Genomic DNA, 23,458 nt, shown 5'->3' with positions numbered 1-23,458 from the left:
CCGCCATCAGAACAGACCCCCGTTGCCGTGCGAGAGCGCGACCAGTCGCGTCCATGCGTCGATTAGAGCGTTGTACCGCTCCTCGTCCTTGGTTCTCTTCGTGTCAGCCGCCAGAGCAGCCAGGCGGTAGGTCAGAGCTCGCGCTGAGTCTGCCAACCCGCGCTGGGTCAGCTTGTCGAGCAGAACAGCCGCTTCGGCTTCGCCGCCGCCATCGATGAGGCGGTCTACGAGGTGGTGTGCCGCCTCCCAAGCAGTTGGCCGCACATCCGTCAGTGGGTCCCAAGAACGATCGAGGCCTTCTCGGCCGAGAGCCGCTACCTTGCCCGCTTTGCTGGTGACGACTTGAGCTCGCACTACGTCATCAACACCGAGGCCCTTTGGCCTCGCCAAGGCGTCGGCTTCCCCGAAGGTCGCTTCACCCCAACCGTGCTTGTGCCACCAGGTGACCGCGAACTGCGAGTCGGCGTCGAGCTCACCCTCCTGCTCGTCTTGGACCTCGCCAAACACGGAGTTGATGATCCTAAGAGCCACGTCGACCGAGAGAGGCTCTCCTCTCTGGTCAAGCACGGAGCTGTACCGCGAGTAAATGGCCATTCCGGGGCCCATTACAGCCTGCGCCATGTCAACAGGCAAGATTGACGCTGCCTGGAATTCTCGCACTGCCGACCCCAGTTCCCGACGAAGGGCTCGGGTGAACTCGCCGAGGGAGCAAGTCTCGGCAGTCGCGGGGCGGGGGCGGGCCGTCATCGCAATGTATGCGGCAACAGCGTTCGTGCCGATACCAATCATTCGGGCCGAACGCGCGGCGTGGATGGGCCAAGTGCCCGTGATCTCAAGCTTCGCCTGGATCATTGCTGTCAGAATCGAAGCCCACCGAGTCTGCTCATCGCCTGCCCCCTTCTGCTCCTTGGAGGCGTACACGACGATTAGGGGAAGGTCAGGGGCCATAGACCGTTGCAGGTTGGTAAAGACCTCCGTGAAGCCCTGGATGAAGTAACGCTTCGCGGCATCCTTGTTGCCTCCGTGGTGCCCCGCGATCGCGGTCAGTTCTCCGGTCTTGGGGGCTGCGAGGCTAACATAAAGATCAGGATGCACATCCCGAAGAGCGAGCCTGTGCCAGACATAAAAGTAGTCTGAGAGATCAGCGTAGCCGATGGCGTCGAAGTACGGCGGATCCGTCGCGATGAGAGCTCCCGGCCTGTGGGCGGTCCGAGCGTCCTGCTGGCGCACCAATCCTTCGCCGTTCGGCGCGTACGCCAGCGACCTAATGACACTGTCAATCACGGTCTTCCAGGAACCAACACTTTCAGACGCGTAGTATGTCTCGGCGAAGTCCCACATCATCGGCAAGTCGTTGCGGTCAAAAGCCTGAACGGCCTTCGAGTTGGAAGTCGGCCGAAGGTACCAACGCGTCTGAGTCGAGTTGCTTTGAGCCATTTTACCCAGAGCCAGACCAAGGAGTGTGGTTATGGCATCAGCATAGTCCGCGTCGCCTCCGTCGACGATCACGCGCTTATGAACGTTTCGGATCGCAGCGGCTAATGACGTGAGCACCAGCATCTGGCGCGGCGTGTACAGGGAGGCCCAGGTCGTAAGTCCGTACAGGGGTACACGGATACTCTGTCCCTTAGGATTAATTGGGATTGCGGCTTCATCGGGCGCATCGGGTATGTCTGCGGCGGCTATCTCGCCATCTGTCGGCGCCCGATATACCCGCTGCGGCCTGCCTGAACGAGGGACGTCGACGACCACAGCGATCATGCGTAGGCCCATGAGGCCGTTGCGTCCTTGGCCGCGTAGGTAGTCGCCACTGAGCGTTGCGCTGCAAGCGATACAGGCGAACACGCCATCGCCGATTTTGGCGGACAGTGGCGCCTCGCCCTGATGTTGCCCGCTGATGACCTTGAGGCTTACCCGGCCTCCTTCGATACCTGGCTCGATCCAGGCCAAGTCGTTCTTCTTCTTGGATAGCCACCAGGTAGTGGCCAGGACCGTCTCGATGCCGCAAGCAGGATTCGGGCAAATCGCGGTCCTGCTCCAGATCCAGGCGATGGGCTGCTCCTGGTCCTGGCGAGGGAAGTTTGTGCCTACTGCTGCCGTGAGTTCCTCAAGTACGACATTGCCGTAATAGCGCAAGTCGGACACAAGCCCGTCGTACCCGCTGGCGGATTCAGGTTTGGCGGTTTCGAGTCCCGGCAGCAGATCAGCCTGTTGGTCGCTTGTCGAGGTCGACCGCTTTTCGATAGTGCGAACAGGTATTATTTGGGATCGCCCCCGCACCTTGGGTAGCGTCTCAGTCAATGCTCGACTGATAAGGGCTGGGACCGGGTTCAGGTCGCTGCCGTAGCTGGGAAGCCCTAGACGCTGTGCCTCAACCAGGGTCGAACCGCCGCCGCAGAACGGGTCCATGACGGTGGGGAAGCCGTCTGGAAACTGCTTAGCTAGGGCGGACTTCGCCTCGTCGAGGGTGTCCTGGTCGGGCAGGTCGGCACCATTCGCAACGAGTCGCTTGATGAGGTCGAGCAGGTAGATGCGCTTATCCTCATCGCCTGGATCGTCAACGAGCGCGGCGAACAGGAGGGCGCGCCATGCGGGCAGCGGCATGGGCGCAAACCATTTGTGCAAGTTGCGGAGCGTACCGGTCTTCCGCTCCTTGTCGGCCCTACAAGCGGCGTTGATCTCGTCGAGAGGCAGGGCCACCTCGATGAGCTTCCGGGGTCCGGTGGTCACGCCTGCATCTCCTGTCCGTCATTCCAGAACTGGCGCCACTTGAAATTGATGTGGTTGCTGCGGGGGTCGGGTGGGGTACTAATCGGCTGTCGGATATAGCGAACCGTCGCAGATCCATCGTCGCGGACCTCGACGAGGCTGAGGACGGCGTTAGCCCCCTTGTTGAGCAAGGTGACGATCTCCTGCCGGGTAAGGATGAAATCATCAGCGCCGGCTATCCGACCCTTGACTTCGATGAAGTCCATCCCGTGCGGAGTGTCGGACTCGATGTCATAGCCTGGATTGTTGTGCGCCATTTCTCGGGGGCTGTGCCCGAGTGCGCGCTCGACGGCGAGGGTGGCGTCGACCGCGGCGCGTTCGACTCGTTCGGTCTCTCGGGCATAGGCGGTGGCAGCTTCACGGTCTTCCTGGGCAGCGAACCAACCGTTGGGGATGACAACGCATGCGCCAGTGATGCGGGGGCTGCGCGGGTTGATGCTGGCCTCGCGGTCGAGCTCGGCCATGCGGTCGTTCAGCCGACGGGTGAGGTCATCGGCACGGGCCTGTAGCTGGGAGGCACTGAACTTCTTCTGTTTGCCTGCTCGCTCGTCTTCGCGGAGTTCGGCGGCCCGCCGGTCCCAGTAGTTGATGGCGTTGGTGAGGCGTTCCCGAACGAGTCGGCGGGTCTTGTTGACGCGCTCCTCGCTGCGCGCCGTGACCTCGGCGGCGTGGTCTCGGGCGACGGTGGTCGAGGCGTAGCGGGTGAGCCGCTGCTCGACATCGGAGCTGTTAAACCCTTGCTCTCGGGTGACCGTGGATGCCTGGTCGAGCTGTTCGCCTGCGAGGGGCTCGAGGTTGGGGATGGGCGTCTGTGTGAGGGCGGTGATGGTCCCGTCGGCGTCAAGGCGTAGGTACTGCGCGCGGCGGCTGATGACGAGGGGCTGACCGTCCTTACCGGTGCGCCCGTCGACGATGTCGTGCTCAAGGAGGCACACCAGGTATGGGGTGATGCTCGGGTCGGTGGGGTCTCCGAGGATCGCGCCGCGGCGGAGGCTGTCGGAGTGGTCGTCGCCGATGAGGCTGATCATCGCGGTCATGAGCGGGTGGCCGGGGTGGATGAGGTCGGCCTGGGTGGCGTGCCCTGCGATCCGGCGGGTGGACGGGTCGAACGTGATGCGGTGGTAGGAGGTGACGACGGGAGCGCCGCGGCCAATGACGCGGTCGCGTTCGCGGATGCGTGCGGGAATGTTGCGCAGTTCGTAGCGGTGCTGTTCGCGGGCGCGCGGGCTACCGCCGAGGGCGGTGAACGCGTCGAGAAAGAACGCTTCGACGTGGTGGGGTTGCAGGCGTGCGGCTTCTGCGCGTTCCATCTGCCGGCGAACCTCCTCGACGATGCCGCCGTCGAGGGATGTGGGGACGAGCTGCTCGTCGGCGAGGAGGTCGGAGATGCCGTCTCCGACGGTCGCGTCGACGACTTCGAACAGCTTCTGCTGTTGGGCGGGGTCGTCGCCGTATCGGATGGCGTCGATCATAAGGTCGCGCAGAGGCTTGCCGTCGAAGACGGCGCCGAGGACGTCGAAGACGCGGCCGCCGAGCGCTGCGCGCTGCTCGTCGAGCTTTTGAAGGAGGCGGGTGAACACATCGCCTTCTCGGGTGCCTTCCGCAAGCAGGCTCCACATGTGGCAGACGTTTTGCTGCTTGATGCGGTGGACCCGGCCGAACCGCTGCTCGATGCGGTTCGGGTTCCACGGGAGGTCGTAGTTGATCAGCAGGTGAGCGTTCTGCAGGTTGACGCCTTCGCCAGCCGCGTCGGTGGCAACGAGGAAGATGCATTGCTCGTCCTGGCGGAACGTCTCCTGTGCCTTCTTGCGGTCTTCTCGTCGGGTGCCGCCGTAGATGGTGACAACCGCGTCGTCGCGCCCCAGGTGTTGCCGGAGGCGGGTCGTGAGGTCGTCGAGGGTGTCCTTGTGCTCGGTGAAGATGATGAGCTTGCGTCGGGCTCCGGACGCGTCGCGCATCTGCTGGTCGTCGTCGAGGGTGTCCCGCAGCGCGTCCCACTTGGCGTAGGTGGGGCTGCTGCGCACCCGCTGGGCCTGCGCGACGAGGTCCTCAAGGATGCCGACCTCGGTGGCGAGCTCCGCGACACTGCGCGCTGCCGTGGCGCTGGACAGGTTGTCGTCCTCGAGTTGGGTGCGCTCCTCATCGGTGAGGTCTTCGACGTCGTCGAGGTCCTTCGGGACTGCGGCTACGTCGGTACCGACAGCGCGTGCCCCGAGGCGTGCCTCGTTGAGTTCCTTGCGCAGTCGGTTGAGGCGCCGGCCCAGCGAGCGGTAAATCGCTTCAGGGCTGGAGGCCAGACGTCGCTGAAGGGTGGTGAGGGCGAAGCCGACGGCGACGCGGCGGCGCCCGTCGCCCGTGTTGAGCCGGTCGGCGAGGTTCATCTGGTTACGCACGTACTCGGTCACGTCCGCGTACAGATCTGCTTCAGGGTCGCTGAGTGGGTAGCGGACGGTGTAGGAGCGCCGCTCCGGGAACAGGCGCGTTCCCTCGAAGGTAAGCAGGTCTTCCTTGACCATGCGCCGCATGAGGTCGGACACGTCGACTCGGCGGGTGCCTTCCCGCGGGGCGCCCTCAAACCGGTCGCTGTCCAGCAGCCCCATGAAGAGCTGGAACTGCTCTTCCTTCCCTGAGTGTGGGGTGGCGGTCATCAGCAGGAAGTTGCGGGTGGAGGCGCCGATGCGCTCGCCCATCTGATACCGCTTGGTCTTGTTGACCTCGCCGGCCCACACGGTCGCGCTCATCTTGTGGGCCTCGTCGACGATCACCAGGTCCCACTCGATGCCACACGCCTTGTCGAGGATCTGTTCGGAGTTGCGCGCCAGGACGTCGAGGCGGCACAGCCACAAGCCGCCTCGCTCGAACGGGTTTCCACCGGCGTTGATCTGTTCGCGGGTTAGCACGTTGAACGCAAGGCCGAACTTTTCGGACAGCTCGTCCTGCCATTGGTCCACGAGGACACCCGGCGCGACGATCATGACGTTGCTTGCGTCCCCGCGAAGGAGCAATTCCTTGACGAGCAGGCCGGCCATGATCGTCTTGCCAGCGCCGGGGTCGTCAGCCAGCACGTACCGCAAGGGCTGCCGTGGGAGCATCTCGCCGTAGACCGCCCGCAACTGGTGAGGAAGCGGATCGACGTCCGAGGTGCCGAGAGCGGCATGTGGGTCGAACAGGTGTGCCAGACGCAGTCGCCGGGCCTCGGCGGCGAGACGGAAGCTGCGCCCGTCAGCGTCGAATGAAAAGGTCTGGCCTTCAGTCAGGACGCTTAGCTGTGGCAAGTTCTCGCGGTAGACGAGCGTCTCGGCGATGCGACCGTGGTCGTCCCGGTACACGACCTCGAACGCGTCGTCGGTCAGGCGCTCAACAGACTTGATCGTCACCGGGTCTTGCCCGGCCAGGCCACGGACCCGCGCTCCGCTGCGCAGGACGGCCGTCAGCTCATCCTGGTCAGTCACCAAGTCCGCCTCTCATCGTCCTGTGGCCTCGATAGGGATGACGGGGCGCTGCCGGATCACCTCTAGCCCCTTCGGCTCTGGCGATCGGCTGTATGGCCGCGCCGACGAGTCGACCGATATCCTAGAGGGTCTATTCCAAGGGTTAGTGGTCCAATCAGTTGAGCGCATGATCCACTGGTCGGTGGGAGTGGTTGTGATTGTGGTGATCTTTCATCGTCTTGGCGCCCGGCCGCACGGCCCGGCGTAACGCATCAGCCCGGCGACACCTTTGGGGCCACGACGGCAGCCCTGATGAGCAGCTCGGCGTGGATTCAAGGTGCGCCGTAGGTGCCCTACGAGGCCTGGTGGCATTGTAGTGATCTCGATGGTCAGCTCAGCATCGGCTCGCTCACGTGCCGACGAAGTGCCGGGTTGTCCGCGGGAGGGGCCGTCGGGGCCAGGTAGAAACTACCGATCGCGCTATCCGGCAATCGGAGCCTCTCGCGGGTCATCTATCCGGTCGCAATGCCTCCGCTTATGCTCATAGACGTGATGAGGCTGATCGAGATCGTGGTGGCGCTCTTCGTCGTCGCCCGCGTGACCAGGCTGGTCACCGCCGACGAGATCACCCGGCGACCCCGAGAGGCGATCGTGCGCCGGCTGCGCGACGGCAGCCCGCTGGCGTACCTGCTGTTCTGCCGCTGGTGCCTGTCGGTGTGGATCGCCGCGCCGGCCGCCGCCGGCTGGTGGCACCTGTCCGACCTGCCCCGCTGGTCGGGCCACTGGTGGGTCGACGTGCCCACCGTCGCGCTGGCGCTGTCCTATGCGACCGGGCTGCTGGTGCGCGCCGAGCCTGAGGAGTAGCGGCATGGCGTGGTGGGGCACGAAGCCCAACGTCGACAGCGAGGTCGGCAAGGCCACCGCCGTGGTGGCCTCCGCGGCGAAGATGCGCTACGAGTCGAGTGGCAGCCTGCGGAAGGTCACCAAGCAGGAGTGGCAGGACGAGGCGTGGCGGCACTACGAGCAGTGCGGCGAGCTGGCGTACCTGGTCGACCTGATCGCGAAGGCGATGGGCCGCGCCCGTCTGTACATCACGCAGGTCGACGAGCAGGGCCGGCCGGTCGAGACGCCCGACCAGGCACCGGCGGGTGTCAACGAGACGTTCCTAGGCGGCCCCGGCCAGCAGGGCGAGCTGCTGCACGACGCCGGGATCCAGCTCGGCGTACCCGGTGAGTGCTACCTGATCGGCGAGCCGGAGAAGGACGACGCCGGCAACGCGACCGACCGGGAGCGGTGGTTCATCGCCTCCAACGAGGAGCTGCAAGAGCGCGCCGGGAAGTACGTGCTCGACCAGGGTGACGGCCCGCGCGAGCTGGAGGCCGACGAGACGGTCATCGTCCGGATCTGGGCACCGTCGCCGCGCAAACACGCCCTGCCGAAGTCGCAGGTGCAGGCCAACCGGCGGGTGCTGCGGCTCATCGAGCGGCTGACGCAGTACGTCCAGTCGCAGATCGACTCTCGGTTGGCCGGGGCGGGCATCCTGCTGCTGCCGAACGAGCTGTCGTTCGCCGCCGCCGAGCAGGAGGAGGACGCCGAGGACGGGGTGACGTCGTTCCTGGCGACGCTGACGGAGGCGATGACCACCGCGGTGAAGGACCGCGACTCCGTGGCAGCCCTCGTCCCGATCGTGGTGCAGGGCCCCGCCGAGCACCTGGAGAAGGCCCGGCTGCTCAGCTTCGCCACCGAGCTGTCGGCCACGGTGCCGTCGATGTTGGACGGCGCGATCCGTCGGCTCGCCCTCGGCCTGGACGCGCCGCCGGAGATGTTGCTCGGCATGACGCAGGCGAACCATTGGGGCGCCTGGATGACCGACGAGGCGACGATCAAGTACCACGTCGAGTCGAAGCTGGAGTTGTTCTGTGCGGCGCTGACGCAGCAGATGCTGTGGCCGGCGTTGCAGGGCGCGCCCGGTGTCGCCGACGCCAAGCAGTGGATCGTCTGGTACGACACCAGCGAGCTGACGCAGACGCCGGACAAGGGCGCCGACGCGAAGGACCTGTACGGCCTCGGCGAGCTGTCGGGTGACGCGCTGCGCCGGGAGACCGGCTTCGGCGACGGCGACAAGCCGACCGACGACGAGCGGGAGCTGCGCCGGCTGCTGGAGATCATCCGCACGGTGCCGGCGGCGGGGCCGCTGCTCGTGCAGCGGCTGCTGGAGGTCGCCGGAGTGTCCGTCGACCTCGACGCGGAGGCGTTGAAGCCGGCCCCGCAGCCGGAGCTCCCGCCGGGCGGCGAGCCGCCTGCCGAGGGGGAGCCGACCGCGGAGGAGCCGCCGCCCGGCGACACCGAGGACCGCGGCCCGCCCCAGAAGGCGGCGATCGCCGCTGCGGGGGCCGACCCGCTGAGCGAGCCGTTCGTGGCCGCGTGCGAGGTGCTGGCGCTGCGGGCGCTGGAGATCGCCGGCAAGCGGGTGCTGGGCCGCGAACGGTACCGGCACAACGGGTTGAAGGCGTGGGAGTACCACACGGTGCGGCAGTCCGCGCCGACATCGCTGCCCCGGTTGCTGGACGGCGCGTGGACGTCGGTGCCGGCGATCGCCGCGCGGCTTGGCGTCGACCAGGAGAAGCTGACCGCGGCCCTGACCGCGTACGTCGGCGGGCTGCTGGTGACCGGGGCGCGGCACGACGTCGCCGAGCTGCGCGAGCACCTGGCGGCCACCGTCGCCGGGGAGCTGGTGCCGGCATGAGCGCGACGATCCTCGTGCCGGGCCTGGTGGCCGCCCACGGGTATGCCTGCCAGCGGTCCGGGCGCGGCAAGGGCTGCGAGCGGCTGCGGATGGTGGGGCGACCTGTGGGAGGGCGACCAGCCGCCGCTGACCGACGCCGGCCACGTCTGCGACCCGGCGGACGTGGCGCGGCGGAACCTTGTGAGGAGGGGAACGGATGGCTGACCCGGAGAGCGTGACCCTGACCCAGCTGCGCGAGTGTTTCGCCTCGGTGGGTATCGACCTCGGCGCCGACTTCGTGAAGCTGGAGCTGCACGACGACGTGCTGATCCTGGAGCGGCTCATCCGCAGCCCGGCCGGGCTGCCGGTGTCCCGCCCCGACGGCGGTGTGCAGGTCCAGGGCGTGCAGGTCGCCGTGGTCGCGGACCCGCCGGCGGGAGGCTGAGCCGTGGCCGAGCCGGACCCGTGGCTGCCGCTGCGCCTCGACCACGAGGCGCGGGTGGTGGCCGCCGAGCGGCGGATGCTGCGGGCCGCCCGGGCGGCGCTGCGCGCCTGGCTGGCCGACGCGCGGGCGACGACCCTGCCGGTCACCGCGGCCGCCCTGCCGCCCGACCCGTCGGCGCTCGCCGGCGCCGGCCAGACGTGGTTCGAGGCGATGACGGTGCACCTGGTGCCGGCCGCCGAGAAGACGTTCCTCGCGGGCGTCGCGGACGCGGGCGGCGACCTGGAGCTGCTGCGGGTCGCGCAGATGAAGGACGAGTACCTGGCGGCGCTGCCGAACCGGCTGGCCGGCGTGCCCGACAGCGCGTGGCAGCTGGTGACGGCGGCCGTCGCCGAGCTCACCGCCGAGGGCGCGAGCGTGCCGCGCATCCGAGACGCGATCGAGGGGATCCTCGGCGAGCGGTCGTGGGAGGACCGGGCGGTGACGATCGCCCGGACCGAGACGATCGGCGCGTACAACGCGGGGACGCTGACCGCGTGGCTGACCGCCGAGCAGGTGCTCGACGAGAAGCTGGACAAGGTGTGGGTGGCGACGCACGACGAGCGGACTCGGGACGACCACCGGGACGCGGACGGGCAGCGGGTCGCCCTGGACGGCGTGTTCATGGTCGGCGGGGTGCCGATGCGGTACCCGGGCGACCCGGCCGCGCCGCCCGGGCAGACGGTGAACTGCCGCTGCACGATGATCGAGGTGGAGGCCGGCGAGCCCCTGCCTGCGGTCCCGAAGCACCCGTGGCCCCGGCGTGACCGGGCGACCGGGTTGGACATCACGGTGACGGCGGCGGCAGCCGCGAAGGGTGGTACGCAGATGGCGACGTGGAAGGGGACGCTGGCGCCGCTGGGTGCCAAGTCGGGTGACCGGCGGATCTTCGCGGCGGACGGCGAGTGGTCGTTTCGCGAACTGCCGCTGGCGCTGCGGTGGGCGCGCGAGGACGCCCCCGGGCACGAGGGCGCGGTGACGATCGGCCGGATCACGACCGGTGAGGTGCAGAAGACGAAGCTGGTCGGCGCGGGCGACTTCATCGACGCGGTGCCGGAGCTGGGCGAGGCGCTGGAGCTGCTGCGCCAGGGCGTGCTGTTCCCGTCGGTGGACCTCGACGACTTCGAGTTCGTGTTCACCGACGCGGACGGCAAGCCGATCGAGGAGATGTCCGACGAGGAGTGGGAAGCCTTCATGGAGGCCGGCGAGGAGCCGTACATCACGGTGACCAAGGGCCGGGTCATGGCGGTGACGCTCGTCGGCACGCAGGCGTTCCCCGACGCGAAGCTGGAGCTGGTCGACGACGAGGAGCCGGCCGACGACGCGCACTCCGATGAGGAGGAAAAGGAGGAAGAGCCGGTCACTGCGGCCGGCGCGGCGGCGACGAAGAAGCAGGTCGCGCCGCTGTACCCGCCGCGCGCCTGGTTCGACGACCCGGGCCTGGCCGAGCTGACGCCGATCACCGTCACTGCGGACGGCCGGGTGTTCGGGCACCTGGCGGACAAGGACTGCCACCTGTCGTTCCTGACCGGCGGGCAGTGCGTGCTGCCGCCCGACGAGGGCGGCTTCGACTGGTTCCACCGGCCGGAGATCCAGACCGCCGAGGGGGACCTCGTGGCGGTCGGGCACATCACGGCCGGCACCGGGCACGCCGACCTGCAGGCGAGCGCGGCGGCCGCCGTGGCGCACTACGACGACACCGGCACGCAGGTCGCCGTGGTGCGGGCCGGGCGGGACGCCCACGGCACGTGGGTCGCGGGGTCGCTGGTGCCGGAGGCCACCGAGGAGCAGGTGCAGCTGCTGCGCCGGTCGCCCCTGTCCGGGGACTGGCGATGGATCGGCGGGGCGCGACAGCTCGTCGCGGCGCTGTGCGTCAACGTCGGCGGCTTCCCCGTCGTGCGGGGCCGCTCGTCGGGCGGGCGGGCGTACGCGATGGTCGCTTCGGGCTGGGCGGGCTGGAAGCCGTCCGACTCGGAAGGCCGGCGGGCAGATGCGCCGCTGTCGCCGGCCGCCTTCGAGGCGGCGGTGCGGCGGGCGGTGGCCGCCGGGTTCGCCGCCGAGCGACAGCGTGCTGTGAACGCGGCGGCGGCCGAGCGGATTGCAGCGTCGATCGGCCGGGACCGCCGGACGCTGGTGGCGGCGCTGTCCGCCGAGGTGCATGGGGAGTAGGGGAGGAAGCAGTGGGCTGCAACTGCGGCGCGCGGCGCCGGGGCGGGACGGTGTGGGTGCTGTCCTACGGGGACGGCCGGCAGGGCGGCAAGTACGGGTCGAAGACGGACGCGGAGATCGCCGACGTGCGCAAGGGCGGCGGCGGCACGATCCGCCAGGTGCAGAAGTAGGGGACGAGACTGGCAGGCTCGGTAGATCAAGTAGTCGGAATTCTCTCATCAACGCCGTCAGGGTGACGCTCTGTCACGGGCCGAGACCTCAGCCGCCCGTGCCGAGCATCCGCATCTGCCGAGAAGCGGACGCCCTTCAAGCGTGCGATTGCGGGTGGAGGCCTGGGCCGTGGGCGTTGTGCCGCGCCAGCCACTGTCGGCGGTACGGTCGAGCGACCGTTGACTGCAGAGGGGGCGTCGTGGCGGGTCCGACACCGGAGCGAATTGAGCACTACGTGCGAATGTTCGAGCAGCTCCGGGAAGTTTCGGCGGATTTCGAGGAGTCCATGTGTTGGACGGTGATCCGCCCTCACCAGGCGCGGTTGACAGTGGAGGAGGTGCTACGCCGGTTGCGCGGTGACCCGGACACCATGACGACGTGCCGGCCGGTTGATGCCGGATACGACGACGACGCGGTCTTCCTCGAACAGCGCGGCGACGCGGTCATCATCGTGAGGTACAGCGTCGACAACGATGAGGAGGACGCGCTGCGGCGGCTCAGCCAGGACGCCACCGTTCATGAGGTGTTCTGGCTGATCAACAACTTCAACAGGCTTTACTACGCCGTCGACGGTGTGTTGGTCACCGAGCTGGACGTGCTGTGCCCGCAGGACCGATGGGGTGCCGACCCGGACGCCTTGACCGACCACCTCGACGCGTTGTGCGACCTCCGCGATCGTGAGCGCGGTCCGTTCCCCGACTGGGAGACCGCCATGGCGACCGTGGAGTCGTTGACCGGCCTGGGACTCGATGCTGGCTGGTTTGACCGTCCCCAGTTGTTTGCGAAGATCAACCGCCGTTAGCTGGGCCCGCGCCGATGACCATGGGATGTCGCGGGGGCCGGCCGTCCACTCGGCGACCGGGGCCAGGTCGGCGAGGGCGCGGACGGTGACCGGCACAGCCGTAGTCGCGGGCGATCGCGGCCAGGCGCCGCAACACCGTGCCGGAACGCTGCAGGCGGCTCGCCAGGTGCTCGATAGCAGCCTGAGCGCACTCATCTGCCGCGAGTCGCGCGCTACGCAACGTCACGATGCTCGGTCGGGTCGGCGTCCGGTCGTGCCGAATGGTGTGCGGCGATCTGGGCCGAGATAGGGTCCGCGAGTGCGTTCGTTGATCGAGCTAGTCGAGAGCGATGATCCGGCGTGGCCGGAGGTGGAGGCGGCTGTAGCCGCTGCGCCATATCCGGTGGAGGTGCTGGCCGCCGATGCGCGCCAGGCCGACGCGGAGCTGCTGCGGTTGCAGGTGACCAGCCGATCTTGGCTGGGCGCCGTGGTCCACCGTTGCGGTGGCCTAGTGATCGATCACGGTTGGCTTCGTGTCCTGGGATCGGGCAACGAGCAGCGCCGTCTGGCGAGTCTCGGTGAGATCAACGAAGGCATCGGCGGCGGAATCGTTGTGGCACAGGACGTCTTGGGCGGGCAGTTCGCCTGGGTGGCCCCGGCCGAAGCGACACCGACAATCCGGTACTTCGCCCCGGACACCCTGCGCTGGGAGGACTGTGAGGTCAGCTACGGCCAGTGGCTGGCGGCGATGCTGGGCGGAGGCGTCACCGGCTTCTACGAGGAGTTGCGCTGGTCCGGATGGACCGACGAGGTTGCGGCCTGCGGGCTCGACCAAGCTATCCACACTTGGCCACCACTGTGGACCCGCGAAGGCAAGGATCTCAGCACGGCGTCCCGCCGGCCGGTACCGATGTCCGAGATGTTGGCACAGATCAGCGACGGGTAATCGAGCCGGATGACAGCTTCGCCCCTCCAGCCTGATCCGCAACCAATCCTCAGATGAACGCACTCATCTGCCGCTGAGCGGCACGCGGCTCGTCGAGGCCCCATGACGATGCGTGAGCAACCGCGGGTCGCTGAGCGCCTGGACGTCGCGGATGACCGGGCTCTCAGGGGTGAAACACCACTTTGGAGCCGGCTACGCTGACGCCTCCCGGAGGGAGAAGGGCCAGGAGCGACCGCCCCGGTCGCGCACATCGTCAAGCGGGCAGAGGGACTTACACCGAAGTGCACGACTTCCAGGACGACGTTGCAATCGTTACCGGTTTCGGCTGGGCGGCCTTCTTGTTTGCCCTAACCATTCTCGGCAAGACCAACCCGGGAAACATGCGAGTCAGGGCTTGGGTGCTCAACGCCTGGGCGGTCTACCAACTGTTCTACGCCGTTGTGATCTGGCAGGCGGATGACGGCGGGGCAGGCTGGGGATTGGCATTTGTTGCGCTCGCCGCTTGGCTTCGACACAGGGCGCGCCGCTGGGACCAAGCGTCCCAGGAGGGTGACTAAGGGACGTCTCGTAACTCGGTGAAGGCGTTGTCCGGCCCCGGTGCTGGTGTCACCCCGCCAGGATGATGTTGTGGAGGTGGGCGATGCCGGAAGCGGTGTCGGTCAATGTGTGGGCGGCGCGGCGGTAGTCGCGCAGGATCTTGAAGGTCGTCAGTAGTCCTGCCTCACCTCTGCCGCGCCAGTCACGCAGCTCTTCCGCGCCGGATGACTGCGACGCCGGTCGCTTCAGCGCACGGCCACAGGTCCAGGTGGTAGTCGAAGTGCGGACCCGGTTCGATCGAATACGCCAGTGTCGGCGCTGCGGGCGGGCCCGACGGCAGGTGCGAGACTCGGATCCGGTACTGCCCGGCCGGGATCTCGACACGGTGCTGCGGCCCGGGTAGCTCCATGCATCCAAAGACGTGTACGACGCCGCTCGGCACGGTGAGATCCGCCTCCACGACGTGCTCGGCATCAGCCAGCAACGGCGGGCAGGCGTGGTGCACCTGCAGGGCCGTCTCGACGTGGTCGCTACGGGCCGTGCCGATCGCAATCGAACATGGGCCGTCCAGGCCGATGCGCCATACCTCGACCGCCTCGTCCGACCACGCCTCCGGCCAGTCGTAGTCCTCGTCTTCCTCGGCCGCGACCTGTCCATCGACATCCTGGACGTAAAACTGGGCATGATCGGCGAAAACGACAGCACGGCGTACCTGATCCACCGCCGAAGCCTATTCGGACGAGGCACGCTGTTGCCCACCGCACCACCGCGATCGTGCGGGCCATCCTCGTTCTGCGCCGCGTCGGAGCCGAGTGCCGTGCAGGATGAAAATGGCTCACTGTCCGTGCCTTTGTTGGCTGTTGAGACTGGTCGGCTCCGTTGACCAAGCAATCGGTCCTCGCTGCCCCGGGGACCCGGCAGCCGCCGGCCGTCCTCAGGTACTGGTCTCTCACCATCGTGCAACCCGAGCTGCCTTGATCGGAACCAGCTCGCCGCTACGTTACGCTGTGCCGGTACTGCCGATGCTGGCTGCGGGCCGGTCGGGGATGAGATCCCTACCGTGCTGAGGAGCTGACGGTGGACTTTCAGATCCCTCCGAGCCTGGACGGGCTCGATCTCGACGCGCTGACCGAGCTGGAGAGCCAGGCCGTTGCCGCGTTCGACGCCCTGCGAGATGACCCGGCCCTGGACGCCGATGGCCTCGCCCGGCTGCGGGAGCTGGCCGCGTTCGTGCAGTCGGTGCGTACCGAGCAGGCGCGGATCGAGCAGGCGGCCGAGCAGGTCGCCTCCGAGCTGGACGACCTGACCGCGACGGTGCACGGCGCTCCGGTGGGCGGCGATGGCGACGGTGACGAGGGCGACGGCGGCGAAGCCGAGGAGGAGCCGGCCGAGGAGACGCCAACCGAGGAGACGCCAACCGAGGAGGCGCCGGCCGAGGAGCCGGCGCAGCAGCAGCCGACGCCGGTCGTCGCGTCGCTGGCTCGCCGCGCGGCCCGCCGGCAGCCGAAGCCGAAGATGACCAGCGCCGGCAAGTCGGCAGTCATCAAGGCCGCGGCCGACGTACCGAACGTGCCGCACGGGCACGTGTTCTCCTCTGTGTCGGAGGTCGCGTCGGCGTTCGACGACAAGTTCGCCGGCTTCCCGCGTGGAGTGGGGGTCGCCACCCGCATCAAGCAGAACGTGGCCCGGGTGGAGCTGCCTGTCGACCAGGCGCTCGTCGCCGGGGGCAGGGGCCTCACCGACATGGAGCTGGTGGAGCTGGCAGCGTCGGAGTCGCGGCTGTCGGGCGGCAACCTCGTCGCGGCCGGCGGCTGGGGCGCCCCGTCGGAGACGCTGTGGGAGCTGTGCGAGGGCCTGGAGACGACCGAGGGCCTGCTGGACCTTCCGGGCATCACAGTCCCGCGCGGCGGCGGTATCAAGGTGCCGGCCAATCTCGACTTCCGCGACCTGTATTCGGGGATCGGCTTCGTGCAGACCGAGGCCGACAGCACCGCGGGGGTGGAGAAGTCCTCGTACCGGGTGCCGACTGTGAACTGGGCCGAGACGCGCCTCGAGGTGGACGGGGTGCAGATCGAGCAGGACATCGTGCAGAACGCGGTGTGGCCTGAGCTGACCCGGGACGTGGTGCGGCGGGCGCTGACCGCCCACGAGCACAAGATCAACGCGCGGCTGATTCAGCGGATGGCCACCGCCCCGGCACAGTCGACGCAGTTCGCGCTGACCCTCGGCGGCGACGTCGACGGCGACGAGACGACGACCGCGCTGCTCGGCGCGATCTCCCTCGCAACGACGGACTACCGGTACCGCTACCGGCTGAGCCGGCGGCAGCTGCTGGAGTGCGTGGCGCCGCTGTGGCTGATCGACTGGATCCGGGCGGACATGTCGCGCCGGGCCGGGGTGAACTACCTCGACGTGACCGATGAGCAGATCACGGCGTGGTTCACCCGGCGGCACCTGCGGCCGCAGTTTGTCTACGACTGGCAGGACGGGTACGCGGACGCGGGCGGCAACGGGTTCGGCGGCAGCGCCGCCCCGGGCCAGTGGCCGGGGACCGCGGACCTGTTGATCTACGCGCCGGGCACGTGGGTGAAGGGCTCCAAGCCGATCATCGACCTGTCGGCGGTCTACGACAGCACGAAGCTGAAGGACAACGAGTACATCGCGCTGTTCACCGAGCAGGCGACGCTGCTGGTGAAGCGGTGCTTCGTGTCGTACAAGGTGTCGGTGCCGCTGTGCCCGACCGGCGTGACCGGGTCGACCGTCGCCTTCGACTGCTCCGCGGTCTGAGCTACCCGTTTGGACGGGGCCGCGTCCGCCCGGGCGCGGCCCCCAGCCGCAGGAGGAGGTGACGGGTGACGCAGCCCCTGGTGTATGTGGACGCTCCGGCGACGACGCCGTACCGCTTCGGGCTGTTCGCGGCGGCGGTCGTGGTCGACCCGGCCGACCAGCGCGAGTTCCAGGCCGGCGTGGAGTGGGAGCCGCTGTGCGTCGACGCGCCCGCGCCGACGAGCGTGGCGGCGGCCTCGGACCCGGACCGCGCGCCGATGGCGGTGCCGGACGGGGTGCCGTCGGTGAAGTCGGCGGTGATCCGGCTGTACGCCGGCCTGACCGGCCGGTCGGTGGCCCGGCCGGACCTGATCGACCGGGCGCGGCGGGCGATGGGCCAGGTCGAGCAGCAGTCGCTGGAGCACTACGTGTGGACCGGCGAGGCCGGGAGCGAGGAGTTCCTGGCGGCGGCCGGCACGGAGGTCCTGGCGGGCTCGGACGTGGCGCCGGTGCCGCTGGAGGAGGGCGTCGGCCGGCTGGAGGCGCACATCGCCGACCGGGCCGGGGTGCTCGGCGCGGTGTGGGCTCCGAGGTGGACGGCCGGGTGGTTCGTGGGCAAGGGCCTGACGCGGGTCGAGGGTCCGCGCATGGTGGCCCCGCTGGGCGACCCGGTCGTGTTCGCGCAGACGACCGGTGTGGGCCCGGGTGGCGCCGCGCCGGGTGACGACGAGGCGTGGCTGTACGCGACGGGGCCGGTGATGGTGCGGCGGTCGATGGTGTTCCTGCCGAAGCTGCCGGAGGCCCTGGACCGCAAGCACAACGAGGTGTTCGCCGTCGCGGAGCGGTTCTACACGGTGGGGTGGAGCTGCACGACGGCGGCGGTGAAGGTCAAGCTGCCGGGCGTGCCGGCGTAGGAGGGTGACATGGCGCTGATCTACCCGAAGGACCGCGCGGACGCTCAGGTCCTCGCGAAGGAGCTGCTGGAGGCGGCCGGCGAGGAGCGCCGCTTCGAGGTGCGGACGACGACGGACGGCCCGGTGGGGCTGGCGTTCGACGTGCCGGACGACCTGGCGGACAAGGTGCTGAACTCCGGCGACGGCCGGCAGCGTGTGGAGGCTCCCGCGGAGGCTGAGGTCACCGCGCAGGGCACGTCGGCTGACGCCGGGGCCGACGGGTCCGGGGCGGACGCCAAGTCGGCGGACGGTTCCTCCCAGCCGCCGGCGAAGGCGTCCCGGTCGTCGCGCAGCTCGCGGAGCTGACCGGTACCCCTCGTCCTGGGCCGCGCCGCCCCACCTGGTTTCTTCCCCGTGCCAGGTGGGGCGGCGCCTTTTGTGTGACCCGCCCCACGGCCCGGAGCGTACATAAAATTTGTACGCGAGGCTGAAACTCGCATACAATGAATATGTACGCAACGCGCCACCTATGCAGGAGGACAAAGAGATGCAGGAGCGGGTCAACGAGCTGGCCGCACAGTTCGGCGTCGAGGCCGAGGCCGCCGACCAGTGGGGCCTGATCGCCCAGCTGGCGCGGGCGGTGGTGGAGGCCGAGCGGGAGCTGGCGCGGCACGCCGCCGAGCTCACCGGGGCGACCGAGGACGCGGTGGTGACCGCGAAGGCGGGCGACCTGCGGACGTCGGTGCGTGGCGACCTGCTGGCCGCCGTGAGCGACAAGGCGGCGGCGGTCGACGCGGCGCTGATGAAGGTGGCCGAGCGGCGGCAGGCCCTGGCGCTCGTCGCCGAGAGCGTGAAGGCGGCCCGGCCGGAGCCGGCGCCCGAGCTGGCCGAGCGCGACGAGGTGACCTGGACGCTGGGCCGCACGGCGCACCGCGGCAAGGTCGACCAGGTGATCGACGGCCGGGTGTGGGTGAAGGACGCCGAGAACGAGGTGACCTGGGTGCTGCTGGCGGCCGAGGTGACGAAGGTGCCGCCGGCGAAGGCGGACGAGCACTACGAGTGCCGGGGGTTCTCCAACGAGGAGTTCTACTGGCACTGCTACACGCACGAGGTGTACAACCAGTCGTTCTGAGCCGAGCGGTCCGACGCCCCTCGCGCCCCACGTGGGCGCGGGGGGCGTCGTCGTTGTGTGGCCCGCTCCACAGCCCGAGGCGTACATAAAACTTGTACGCAGGCCTGGCGTTCGCATACAATGAAGTTGTACAGCAAGCCGCCCCGACTGCGTGAGGAGTGCCCGATGGCCAAGGAGCTGAGCTACGAGATGCAGGCGACGATCGCCGCCCTGGAGGCGTTCACCGAGAACATCCGGTGGCGCGTGGCCTCGGGCGAGGGGCTGTTCCCGCGCGAGACGGAGGAGCAGGAGCGTGCCCGCCTGGCCCACAACCGGCGGGTGCGCGAGCACAACGCGCGGGTGCTGGCCGAGCGCGAGCGGATCGAGCGGGAGCGGCAGGCGCGGGTGAACGCGCGGGAGATCGCGGCCGTGCGGAAGCGGCTGTGCGACAGCTGCTTCTGCGAGCTGCCGGCGTCGGGCGTCTGCGGGATGTGCTGAGCGAGCGAGACGAGAGAGAGGGAGCTGACCGTGAGCATCGAGCTGATGGAGACCGAGCCGACCTCCGACCAGTGGGAGGTCGTCGCGCTGTCCGAGGTGGAGGCCGGCGACGTCGTGTCGTTCGACCTGGGTGCGCTGACCGAGCGGCGGCACGAGAGCGTGCCGCGCGTCGACTGGTCGCGGGTGATGGAGGAGGCCGCCGCCGTGGCGGTCAAGGACGACCTGGGGGAGATGGTGCGGCTGGACCTCTACGACCTGGCCTACCCGACGGTGGTGGGCGTGCCCGACATGCAGGTGCTGCGGCTGGTCTGAGCCGCGCGAGCGCCCCCGCAGCCGTGCTGGCTGCGGGGGCGCTGCCGTTCTCGCCGGCGGGAGGGCCGCCGGAGGTTCACGTGGAGGAAGAGCATGACGACAATGACGGTGGCGCGGCGCGCGAACGCTGCGCCGGCCGACCCGCGCGAGCACGCGCGGGCGATCGCGGAGGCGGTCGACGAGGCGTGGCACAGCCGGTACGGCGGCTCGCGGATCGAGGTGCCGATGAGCGTGGTGGCCGCGCTGGCGCTGGTGGCCCGGGAGGCGCCGGGCCCTGAGCAGCTGGACCGGCTCGCCGAGACGGCGGAGCGCCTGGACCACGACGGCTTCTGGCTGCTGGTGCAGCGGCTGTGGTGCGAGTTCGCGGCGCTGCGGCCGGACCTGAACCCGCGGACGAAGCACCTGTGGTACTGGATCGACGAGGAGCCGGACGAGACGACGAAGCGGGCGGTGCACGCGGTCGGCCAGGCGGCGCTGCGGCGCGGCGTGTTCGGCCGGTTCGGGCCGGACGGCTGGGGCGACACGGACCTGCTGGGGATGCTGCTCCAGACGATGAAGAGCCACGGCGGCAAGAAGGGCATCGGGCAGTTCCTGACGCCGGAGAGCGTGACGCTGCTGCTGGGCCGGATGGTCGCCCCGGAGGAGGGCGCGAAGATCCTGGAGCCGTGCGCGGGCACGGGCACGATGCTGCTCGGCGCGGCGCAGGCGATGCGGGAGAACGGGCTCGACCCGACGACGTGCGAGTGGTGGGCGAACGACCTGGACCCGCTGGCGGCGGCGCTGTGCGCGGTGAACTTCCACCTGTGGGGGCTGGGCTGGCGGGTGGTCGTCGGCTGCGGCGACGGGTTGCAGAACGAGTGGATGCACGAGGCGCTGCGGGATCGCCAGGTGGCGATCGACGAGATGCAGGCGACGTGGCGGCAGGCCATGCAGATCGTGGCGGTGCGGCAGCTGCTGGAGCTGCCGACGCCGGAGAGCGACCTGGAGCGGCACATGAGGCGGGCCGCGCCGAAGCCGCCGCCGCCCCCGCCGGCGCCGGCGCCGGCCTCGTCGACGTTCGACGCGGAGGCGGTGTTCCGGCAGGGCCGGCTGTTCTGACCGGCCGGTTGTGTGACGCGCTACACGGCCCCCTGCGTACATAAAACGTGTACGCAGGGGAGCCGGTCGCATACAATGAATATGTACAGCACGCGCACCCTGGGTAGCGGAGGCGGAGATGGAGAAGCTGGTGGAGCTCTTCGAGGTGACGGAGTGGCGTGGCGGGGCGGTCTACCGCACCCGGTACGTGCGCGACGAGTGGGTGGACGTCGACGCCCGCGCGCCCGGGGGCTTCGTCTACGCCAACAAGTCGACGAGCTACGAGGGCCGGACGCTGCGGATGCGGCGCGCGTGAGCAGGGACCGAGGGCGAGGAGAGAGCGAGATGGACGAGCTGGTGGCGGCAGCCGAGGAGTGCGGGCAGTTCAACTGCCTGGACGAGAACGACTGCTGCAAGCACTGCGGGGAGCACTTCTCGGGCCCGTGCGCGCCGGGCTGCAAGCACACCGACGAGCCGGCCGACGAGTGCGACGCGCGGCCGGCGGACGTCGCCTAGTGGCTGCGTAGGCGGGGCCGGGCGGGTGTCCGGCTCCGGTGCGGAGCCCCTAGCCGGGGTTCTGCTGTACGGCCGCTATTGACGATTGCGGCCGGACAGAGCAAGGTAACTGTCCGAGTAAGACCCGGTTCACGTGGAGGTAAACCATGGGTCTACGCGCGCTGGTCGGCACCGAGGGTGCCGACGGCACGTACCTGGCACGGCACGTGCAGCACGACGGCTGCCCGGCGATGGTCGTCCCGGCCTTGTCGGTGCTGCTGCACGAGCTGTGCGGCCACAGCCCCGAGCGGGCGGCGGCGGTGCTGTTGCAGTCCGACTGGTCGCGGCTGTTCGCGGTGCCCGGCACCGGGCCGACCGGCCACCTGGTCGGCGTGCCCTCCGAGGGCTACCCGCCGCAGAGCGGCCGGATCGCCGAGGCCCGCGCGGGCGACCGCGAGTGGGCGTACCTGTTCGGCGGCCACCGGCTGCACGTCTACCTGGGGGTGTTCCCCGAGCGCGGCCCGAAACGGTGGGAAGCGTGGGCGTGCTGGTCGCTGCACGAGCTGCCCCGCCTGTCGCAGCTGGACCTGCTGGAGGTCCAGCGGGCGGGCTACGCGGCGCAGTGGCGGGCGTCCGACTACCGCGGCTACATGGAGGCCGTCCGCGAGGCGGCCCGCGACTCGACCCGCATCCAGCTGATGGAGGCGGGCCGGTGAGGGCGCTGGTGGGGCAGTTCGCCCCGGACAGCCGCTGGTATCGGGCCCGCCTGGTCGAGCTGGAGGGCCAGCCGGACTGGACCCTCACGCAGATGCGGGTCATGTGGGCCCGCACCTTCCAGGGCGACACCGCCGCGATGGTGCGGCAGCTGCTGCACCGGCACTGGTCGCTGCTGGCGGTCACGCACTGGCCGGTGGACCTGGTGGCCGAACGCCGGCCGGAGTGGACGTACGTGTGCGGCGTCGGTCGGGGCTACAGCGACCGGGTGTGCAGCCCGGCGGCCGTCGGGCTGATGGGCGCCGACCAGCCGTTCCATGACGAGGGCTGGGCGTACCTGTGGGAGCACGGGCTCGGCGCGCTGCACGTCTACGCGGCGCACGGCGGCCGGTGGCACCACCTGGCGACCCTGCCCGCCGACGTGTGGGCGGACCTGACGACGCAACTGGTGACCGATATCGAGGCCAGGTACTGCTGGCTGGAGCGAGAGGAGGCGGCGGCGTGACCGTCGAGACGAGGAAGTCGGCGGACCCGACGGTCCGGACCGAGGAGTTGCAGCGCCGCGACCAGGTGCTGCTGTTCGGGCAGCTGGTGGAGATCGCCGACGTGCAGCAGGTGCGGGACTTCCCGACGTGCGTCAACCTGGTGATCCTGCCGCGCGGCGGCGGGCAGCCGAGGGAGACGCTGGTGCCCCGGGACATGCTGCTGCTCGGGATGCGGCTGCCCCGGCTGCTGCCGATGCCCTGCCAGGGCTGCAAGGGCGTCGTGCAGGTGCCGGTCGACCTGGCGCAGGGTCCGCCGCCCGCCGTGGTGTGCGGGCGGTGCCGTGGCCGGATCGTCGAAGGGACGGCACGGTGGTCGCAGCCGGTCCCGGCGGGGCGGTACTGATGAACGACGTGCTGGCGGCCCTGATGGCCGACAACGACGCCGACCGGGAGAAGTTCCTCAACCGGGAGGTGCTGCGGCACGCGGTGATGCGGCAGATCACCTGCGAGCGGACCGGCCAGGTCCTCGACGTCCGCACGGCGGTGATGGTGACCTGGATCAAGGGCGACAGCCGCAGCGCCGTGGTGGTGACGGGCGAGGCCTGGGACGAGGTGGGCGAGAGCGTGCGGGCCAAGGTCGCTGAGCTGGGCGCGGAACTGGAGGTGATCGACGGCCGGGAGCTGTAACCGGCCGGGTGGCGGCTGTTGCCGCTGGTTGGCAGGATCGGGGCCGTGCCTTCGGGTACGGCCCCGTTCACTGTGGAGGAAGCACTGCCGGCAGATGCTCGCCATGCGGGCGGTGCAGTCGGTGGCGGCGCAGCGGGACGGCCTGCACACCGCGGTGGCGGTGGTGGCCGGCGCGACGACGATCGCGTTCCGGGTGCCGAACGGCCGCGCCGAGCAGATCGAGGCGCTGATCCGCGACCTGGTGCTGGGCAACCACCCGGCGGCGCGGAAGTAGCCGCCGGCAGCTCGTCGACGAGGGCGCTGTGTCCCACCCGGGGCCAGCGCCCTCTCGGCTACGCTGGCGGGGTATTCGCCGCTGGCTGCGGGCCGGG

General features: G+C 69.5%; 25 protein-coding genes and 1 pseudogene. 22 read left to right on the top strand and 4 right to left on the bottom strand.

The features are described 5' to 3' along the window. Nucleotides 1-6: 6 nt before the first annotated feature. On the bottom strand, nucleotides 7-2,730 hold the full coding sequence (locus tag NFX44_RS24450; protein ID WP_262285935.1) for a DUF1156 domain-containing protein: 2,724 nt from the start codon (nucleotides 2,728-2,730) through the stop codon (nucleotides 7-9). Next, entirely contained in the window at nucleotides 2,727-6,221 is a 3,495-nt protein-coding gene (locus NFX44_RS24445) for a helicase-related protein (protein ID WP_262285934.1), read from the bottom strand. Before NFX44_RS24445 ends, NFX44_RS24450 begins: the two co-directional genes overlap by 4 nt. 528 nt (nucleotides 6,222-6,749) lie before the next feature. Here NFX44_RS24445 and NFX44_RS24440 point away from each other — a divergent pair. The 8 genes from NFX44_RS24440 (at nucleotide 6,750) to NFX44_RS24405 (ending at nucleotide 14,069) form a co-directional block, all read left to right on the top strand. Further along, entirely contained in the window at nucleotides 6,750-7,064 is a 315-nt protein-coding gene (locus NFX44_RS24440; protein WP_262285933.1) for a DUF1360 domain-containing protein, read from the top strand. 4 nt (nucleotides 7,065-7,068) lie between these two features. Beyond that, complete coding sequence (locus NFX44_RS24435; RefSeq protein ID WP_262285932.1) at nucleotides 7,069-8,946, top strand: hypothetical protein; 1,878 nt, start codon at nucleotides 7,069-7,071, stop codon at nucleotides 8,944-8,946. 196 nt (nucleotides 8,947-9,142) lie between these two features. Beyond that, complete coding sequence (locus NFX44_RS24430; protein ID WP_091105684.1) at nucleotides 9,143-9,370, top strand: hypothetical protein; 228 nt, start codon at nucleotides 9,143-9,145, stop codon at nucleotides 9,368-9,370. Between the two features lie 3 nt (nucleotides 9,371-9,373). Next, a complete protein-coding gene (locus NFX44_RS24425; RefSeq protein WP_262285931.1) occupies nucleotides 9,374-11,575 on the top strand; it encodes a phage minor head protein in 2,202 nt (733 codons plus the stop codon). An 11-nt stretch (nucleotides 11,576-11,586) separates the two neighbouring features. Then, nucleotides 11,587-11,745, top strand: coding sequence for a hypothetical protein (locus tag NFX44_RS24420; RefSeq protein WP_262285930.1), 159 nt, complete (start codon nucleotides 11,587-11,589; stop codon nucleotides 11,743-11,745). A 281-nt stretch (nucleotides 11,746-12,026) separates the two neighbouring features. Then, nucleotides 12,027-12,587, top strand: a complete 561-nt coding sequence (locus NFX44_RS24415) for a DUF6461 domain-containing protein (RefSeq protein ID WP_262285929.1) — start codon at nucleotides 12,027-12,029, stop codon at nucleotides 12,585-12,587. Nucleotides 12,588-12,885: 298 nt separating this feature from the next. Beyond that, nucleotides 12,886-13,512, top strand: coding sequence for a DUF2625 domain-containing protein (locus tag NFX44_RS24410; protein ID WP_262285928.1), 627 nt, complete (start codon nucleotides 12,886-12,888; stop codon nucleotides 13,510-13,512). A gap of 281 nt (nucleotides 13,513-13,793) precedes the next feature. Then, complete coding sequence (locus tag NFX44_RS24405) at nucleotides 13,794-14,069, top strand: hypothetical protein (RefSeq protein ID WP_262285927.1); 276 nt, start codon at nucleotides 13,794-13,796, stop codon at nucleotides 14,067-14,069. 49 nt (nucleotides 14,070-14,118) lie between these two features. On the opposite strand, the pseudogene NFX44_RS24400 reads toward NFX44_RS24405, so the two are convergent. Together NFX44_RS24400 and NFX44_RS24395 are read right to left on the bottom strand one after the other, a co-directional pair. Beyond that, nucleotides 14,119-14,214: pseudogene (locus NFX44_RS24400) on the bottom strand (IS5/IS1182 family transposase); the annotation flags it as partial. A gap of 37 nt (nucleotides 14,215-14,251) precedes the next feature. After that, nucleotides 14,252-14,770, bottom strand: coding sequence for a hypothetical protein (locus NFX44_RS24395; protein ID WP_262285926.1), 519 nt, complete (start codon nucleotides 14,768-14,770; stop codon nucleotides 14,252-14,254). A gap of 356 nt (nucleotides 14,771-15,126) precedes the next feature. On the opposite strand from NFX44_RS24395, the gene NFX44_RS24390 reads away from it, so the two are divergent. From NFX44_RS24390 to NFX44_RS24325, 14 genes are all read left to right on the top strand, one after another. Next, nucleotides 15,127-16,836, top strand: coding sequence for a major capsid protein (locus tag NFX44_RS24390; protein WP_262285925.1), 1,710 nt, complete (start codon nucleotides 15,127-15,129; stop codon nucleotides 16,834-16,836). A gap of 65 nt (nucleotides 16,837-16,901) precedes the next feature. Beyond that, entirely contained in the window at nucleotides 16,902-17,729 is an 828-nt protein-coding gene (locus tag NFX44_RS24385) for a hypothetical protein (protein ID WP_262285924.1), read from the top strand. A 9-nt stretch (nucleotides 17,730-17,738) separates the two neighbouring features. After that, on the top strand, nucleotides 17,739-18,074 hold the full coding sequence (locus NFX44_RS24380) for a hypothetical protein (RefSeq protein ID WP_262285923.1): 336 nt from the start codon (nucleotides 17,739-17,741) through the stop codon (nucleotides 18,072-18,074). A gap of 163 nt (nucleotides 18,075-18,237) precedes the next feature. Continuing rightward, nucleotides 18,238-18,840, top strand: coding sequence for a hypothetical protein (locus NFX44_RS24375; RefSeq protein WP_262285922.1), 603 nt, complete (start codon nucleotides 18,238-18,240; stop codon nucleotides 18,838-18,840). A gap of 165 nt (nucleotides 18,841-19,005) precedes the next feature. Beyond that, nucleotides 19,006-19,317, top strand: coding sequence for a hypothetical protein (locus tag NFX44_RS24370; protein ID WP_262285921.1), 312 nt, complete (start codon nucleotides 19,006-19,008; stop codon nucleotides 19,315-19,317). A gap of 30 nt (nucleotides 19,318-19,347) precedes the next feature. After that, a complete protein-coding gene (locus tag NFX44_RS24365; RefSeq protein WP_262285920.1) occupies nucleotides 19,348-19,629 on the top strand; it encodes a hypothetical protein in 282 nt (93 codons plus the stop codon). Nucleotides 19,630-19,722: 93 nt separating this feature from the next. After that, complete coding sequence (locus NFX44_RS24360) at nucleotides 19,723-20,727, top strand: SAM-dependent methyltransferase (RefSeq protein ID WP_262285919.1); 1,005 nt, start codon at nucleotides 19,723-19,725, stop codon at nucleotides 20,725-20,727. A gap of 118 nt (nucleotides 20,728-20,845) precedes the next feature. After that, complete coding sequence (locus tag NFX44_RS24355) at nucleotides 20,846-21,022, top strand: hypothetical protein (RefSeq protein ID WP_262285918.1); 177 nt, start codon at nucleotides 20,846-20,848, stop codon at nucleotides 21,020-21,022. 29 nt (nucleotides 21,023-21,051) lie between these two features. After that, a complete protein-coding gene (locus NFX44_RS24350) occupies nucleotides 21,052-21,222 on the top strand; it encodes a hypothetical protein (RefSeq protein ID WP_262285917.1) in 171 nt (56 codons plus the stop codon). 146 nt (nucleotides 21,223-21,368) lie between these two features. Continuing rightward, nucleotides 21,369-21,917 carry a hypothetical protein gene (locus NFX44_RS24345; protein ID WP_262285916.1) on the top strand — a complete coding sequence of 183 codons (549 nt, stop codon included), beginning with the start codon at nucleotides 21,369-21,371 and terminating at the stop codon, nucleotides 21,915-21,917. Next, on the top strand, nucleotides 21,914-22,420 hold the full coding sequence (locus tag NFX44_RS24340) for a hypothetical protein (protein ID WP_262285915.1): 507 nt from the start codon (nucleotides 21,914-21,916) through the stop codon (nucleotides 22,418-22,420). The genes NFX44_RS24345 and NFX44_RS24340 overlap by 4 nt, the downstream gene beginning before the upstream one ends. Beyond that, a complete protein-coding gene (locus NFX44_RS24335) occupies nucleotides 22,417-22,803 on the top strand; it encodes a hypothetical protein (RefSeq protein WP_262285914.1) in 387 nt (128 codons plus the stop codon). Before NFX44_RS24340 ends, NFX44_RS24335 begins: the two co-directional genes overlap by 4 nt. Next, entirely contained in the window at nucleotides 22,803-23,087 is a 285-nt protein-coding gene (locus tag NFX44_RS24330) for a hypothetical protein (protein ID WP_262285913.1), read from the top strand. Before NFX44_RS24335 ends, NFX44_RS24330 begins: the two co-directional genes overlap by 1 nt. Before the next feature lie 94 nt (nucleotides 23,088-23,181). After that, nucleotides 23,182-23,361: a hypothetical protein gene (locus NFX44_RS24325; RefSeq protein ID WP_262285912.1), complete on the top strand. Its 180-nt coding sequence runs from the start codon at nucleotides 23,182-23,184 to the stop codon at nucleotides 23,359-23,361. The last annotated feature ends 97 nt before the right edge of the window (nucleotides 23,362-23,458 follow it).

The organism is Micromonospora sp. MA102 (genome assembly GCF_025460765.1).
Classification (GTDB): domain Bacteria; phylum Actinomycetota; class Actinomycetes; order Mycobacteriales; family Micromonosporaceae; genus Micromonospora; species Micromonospora halotolerans.
Note: the sequence above shows the minus strand (reverse complement) of the source record. Positions and strands in the feature narration are given on the sequence as shown.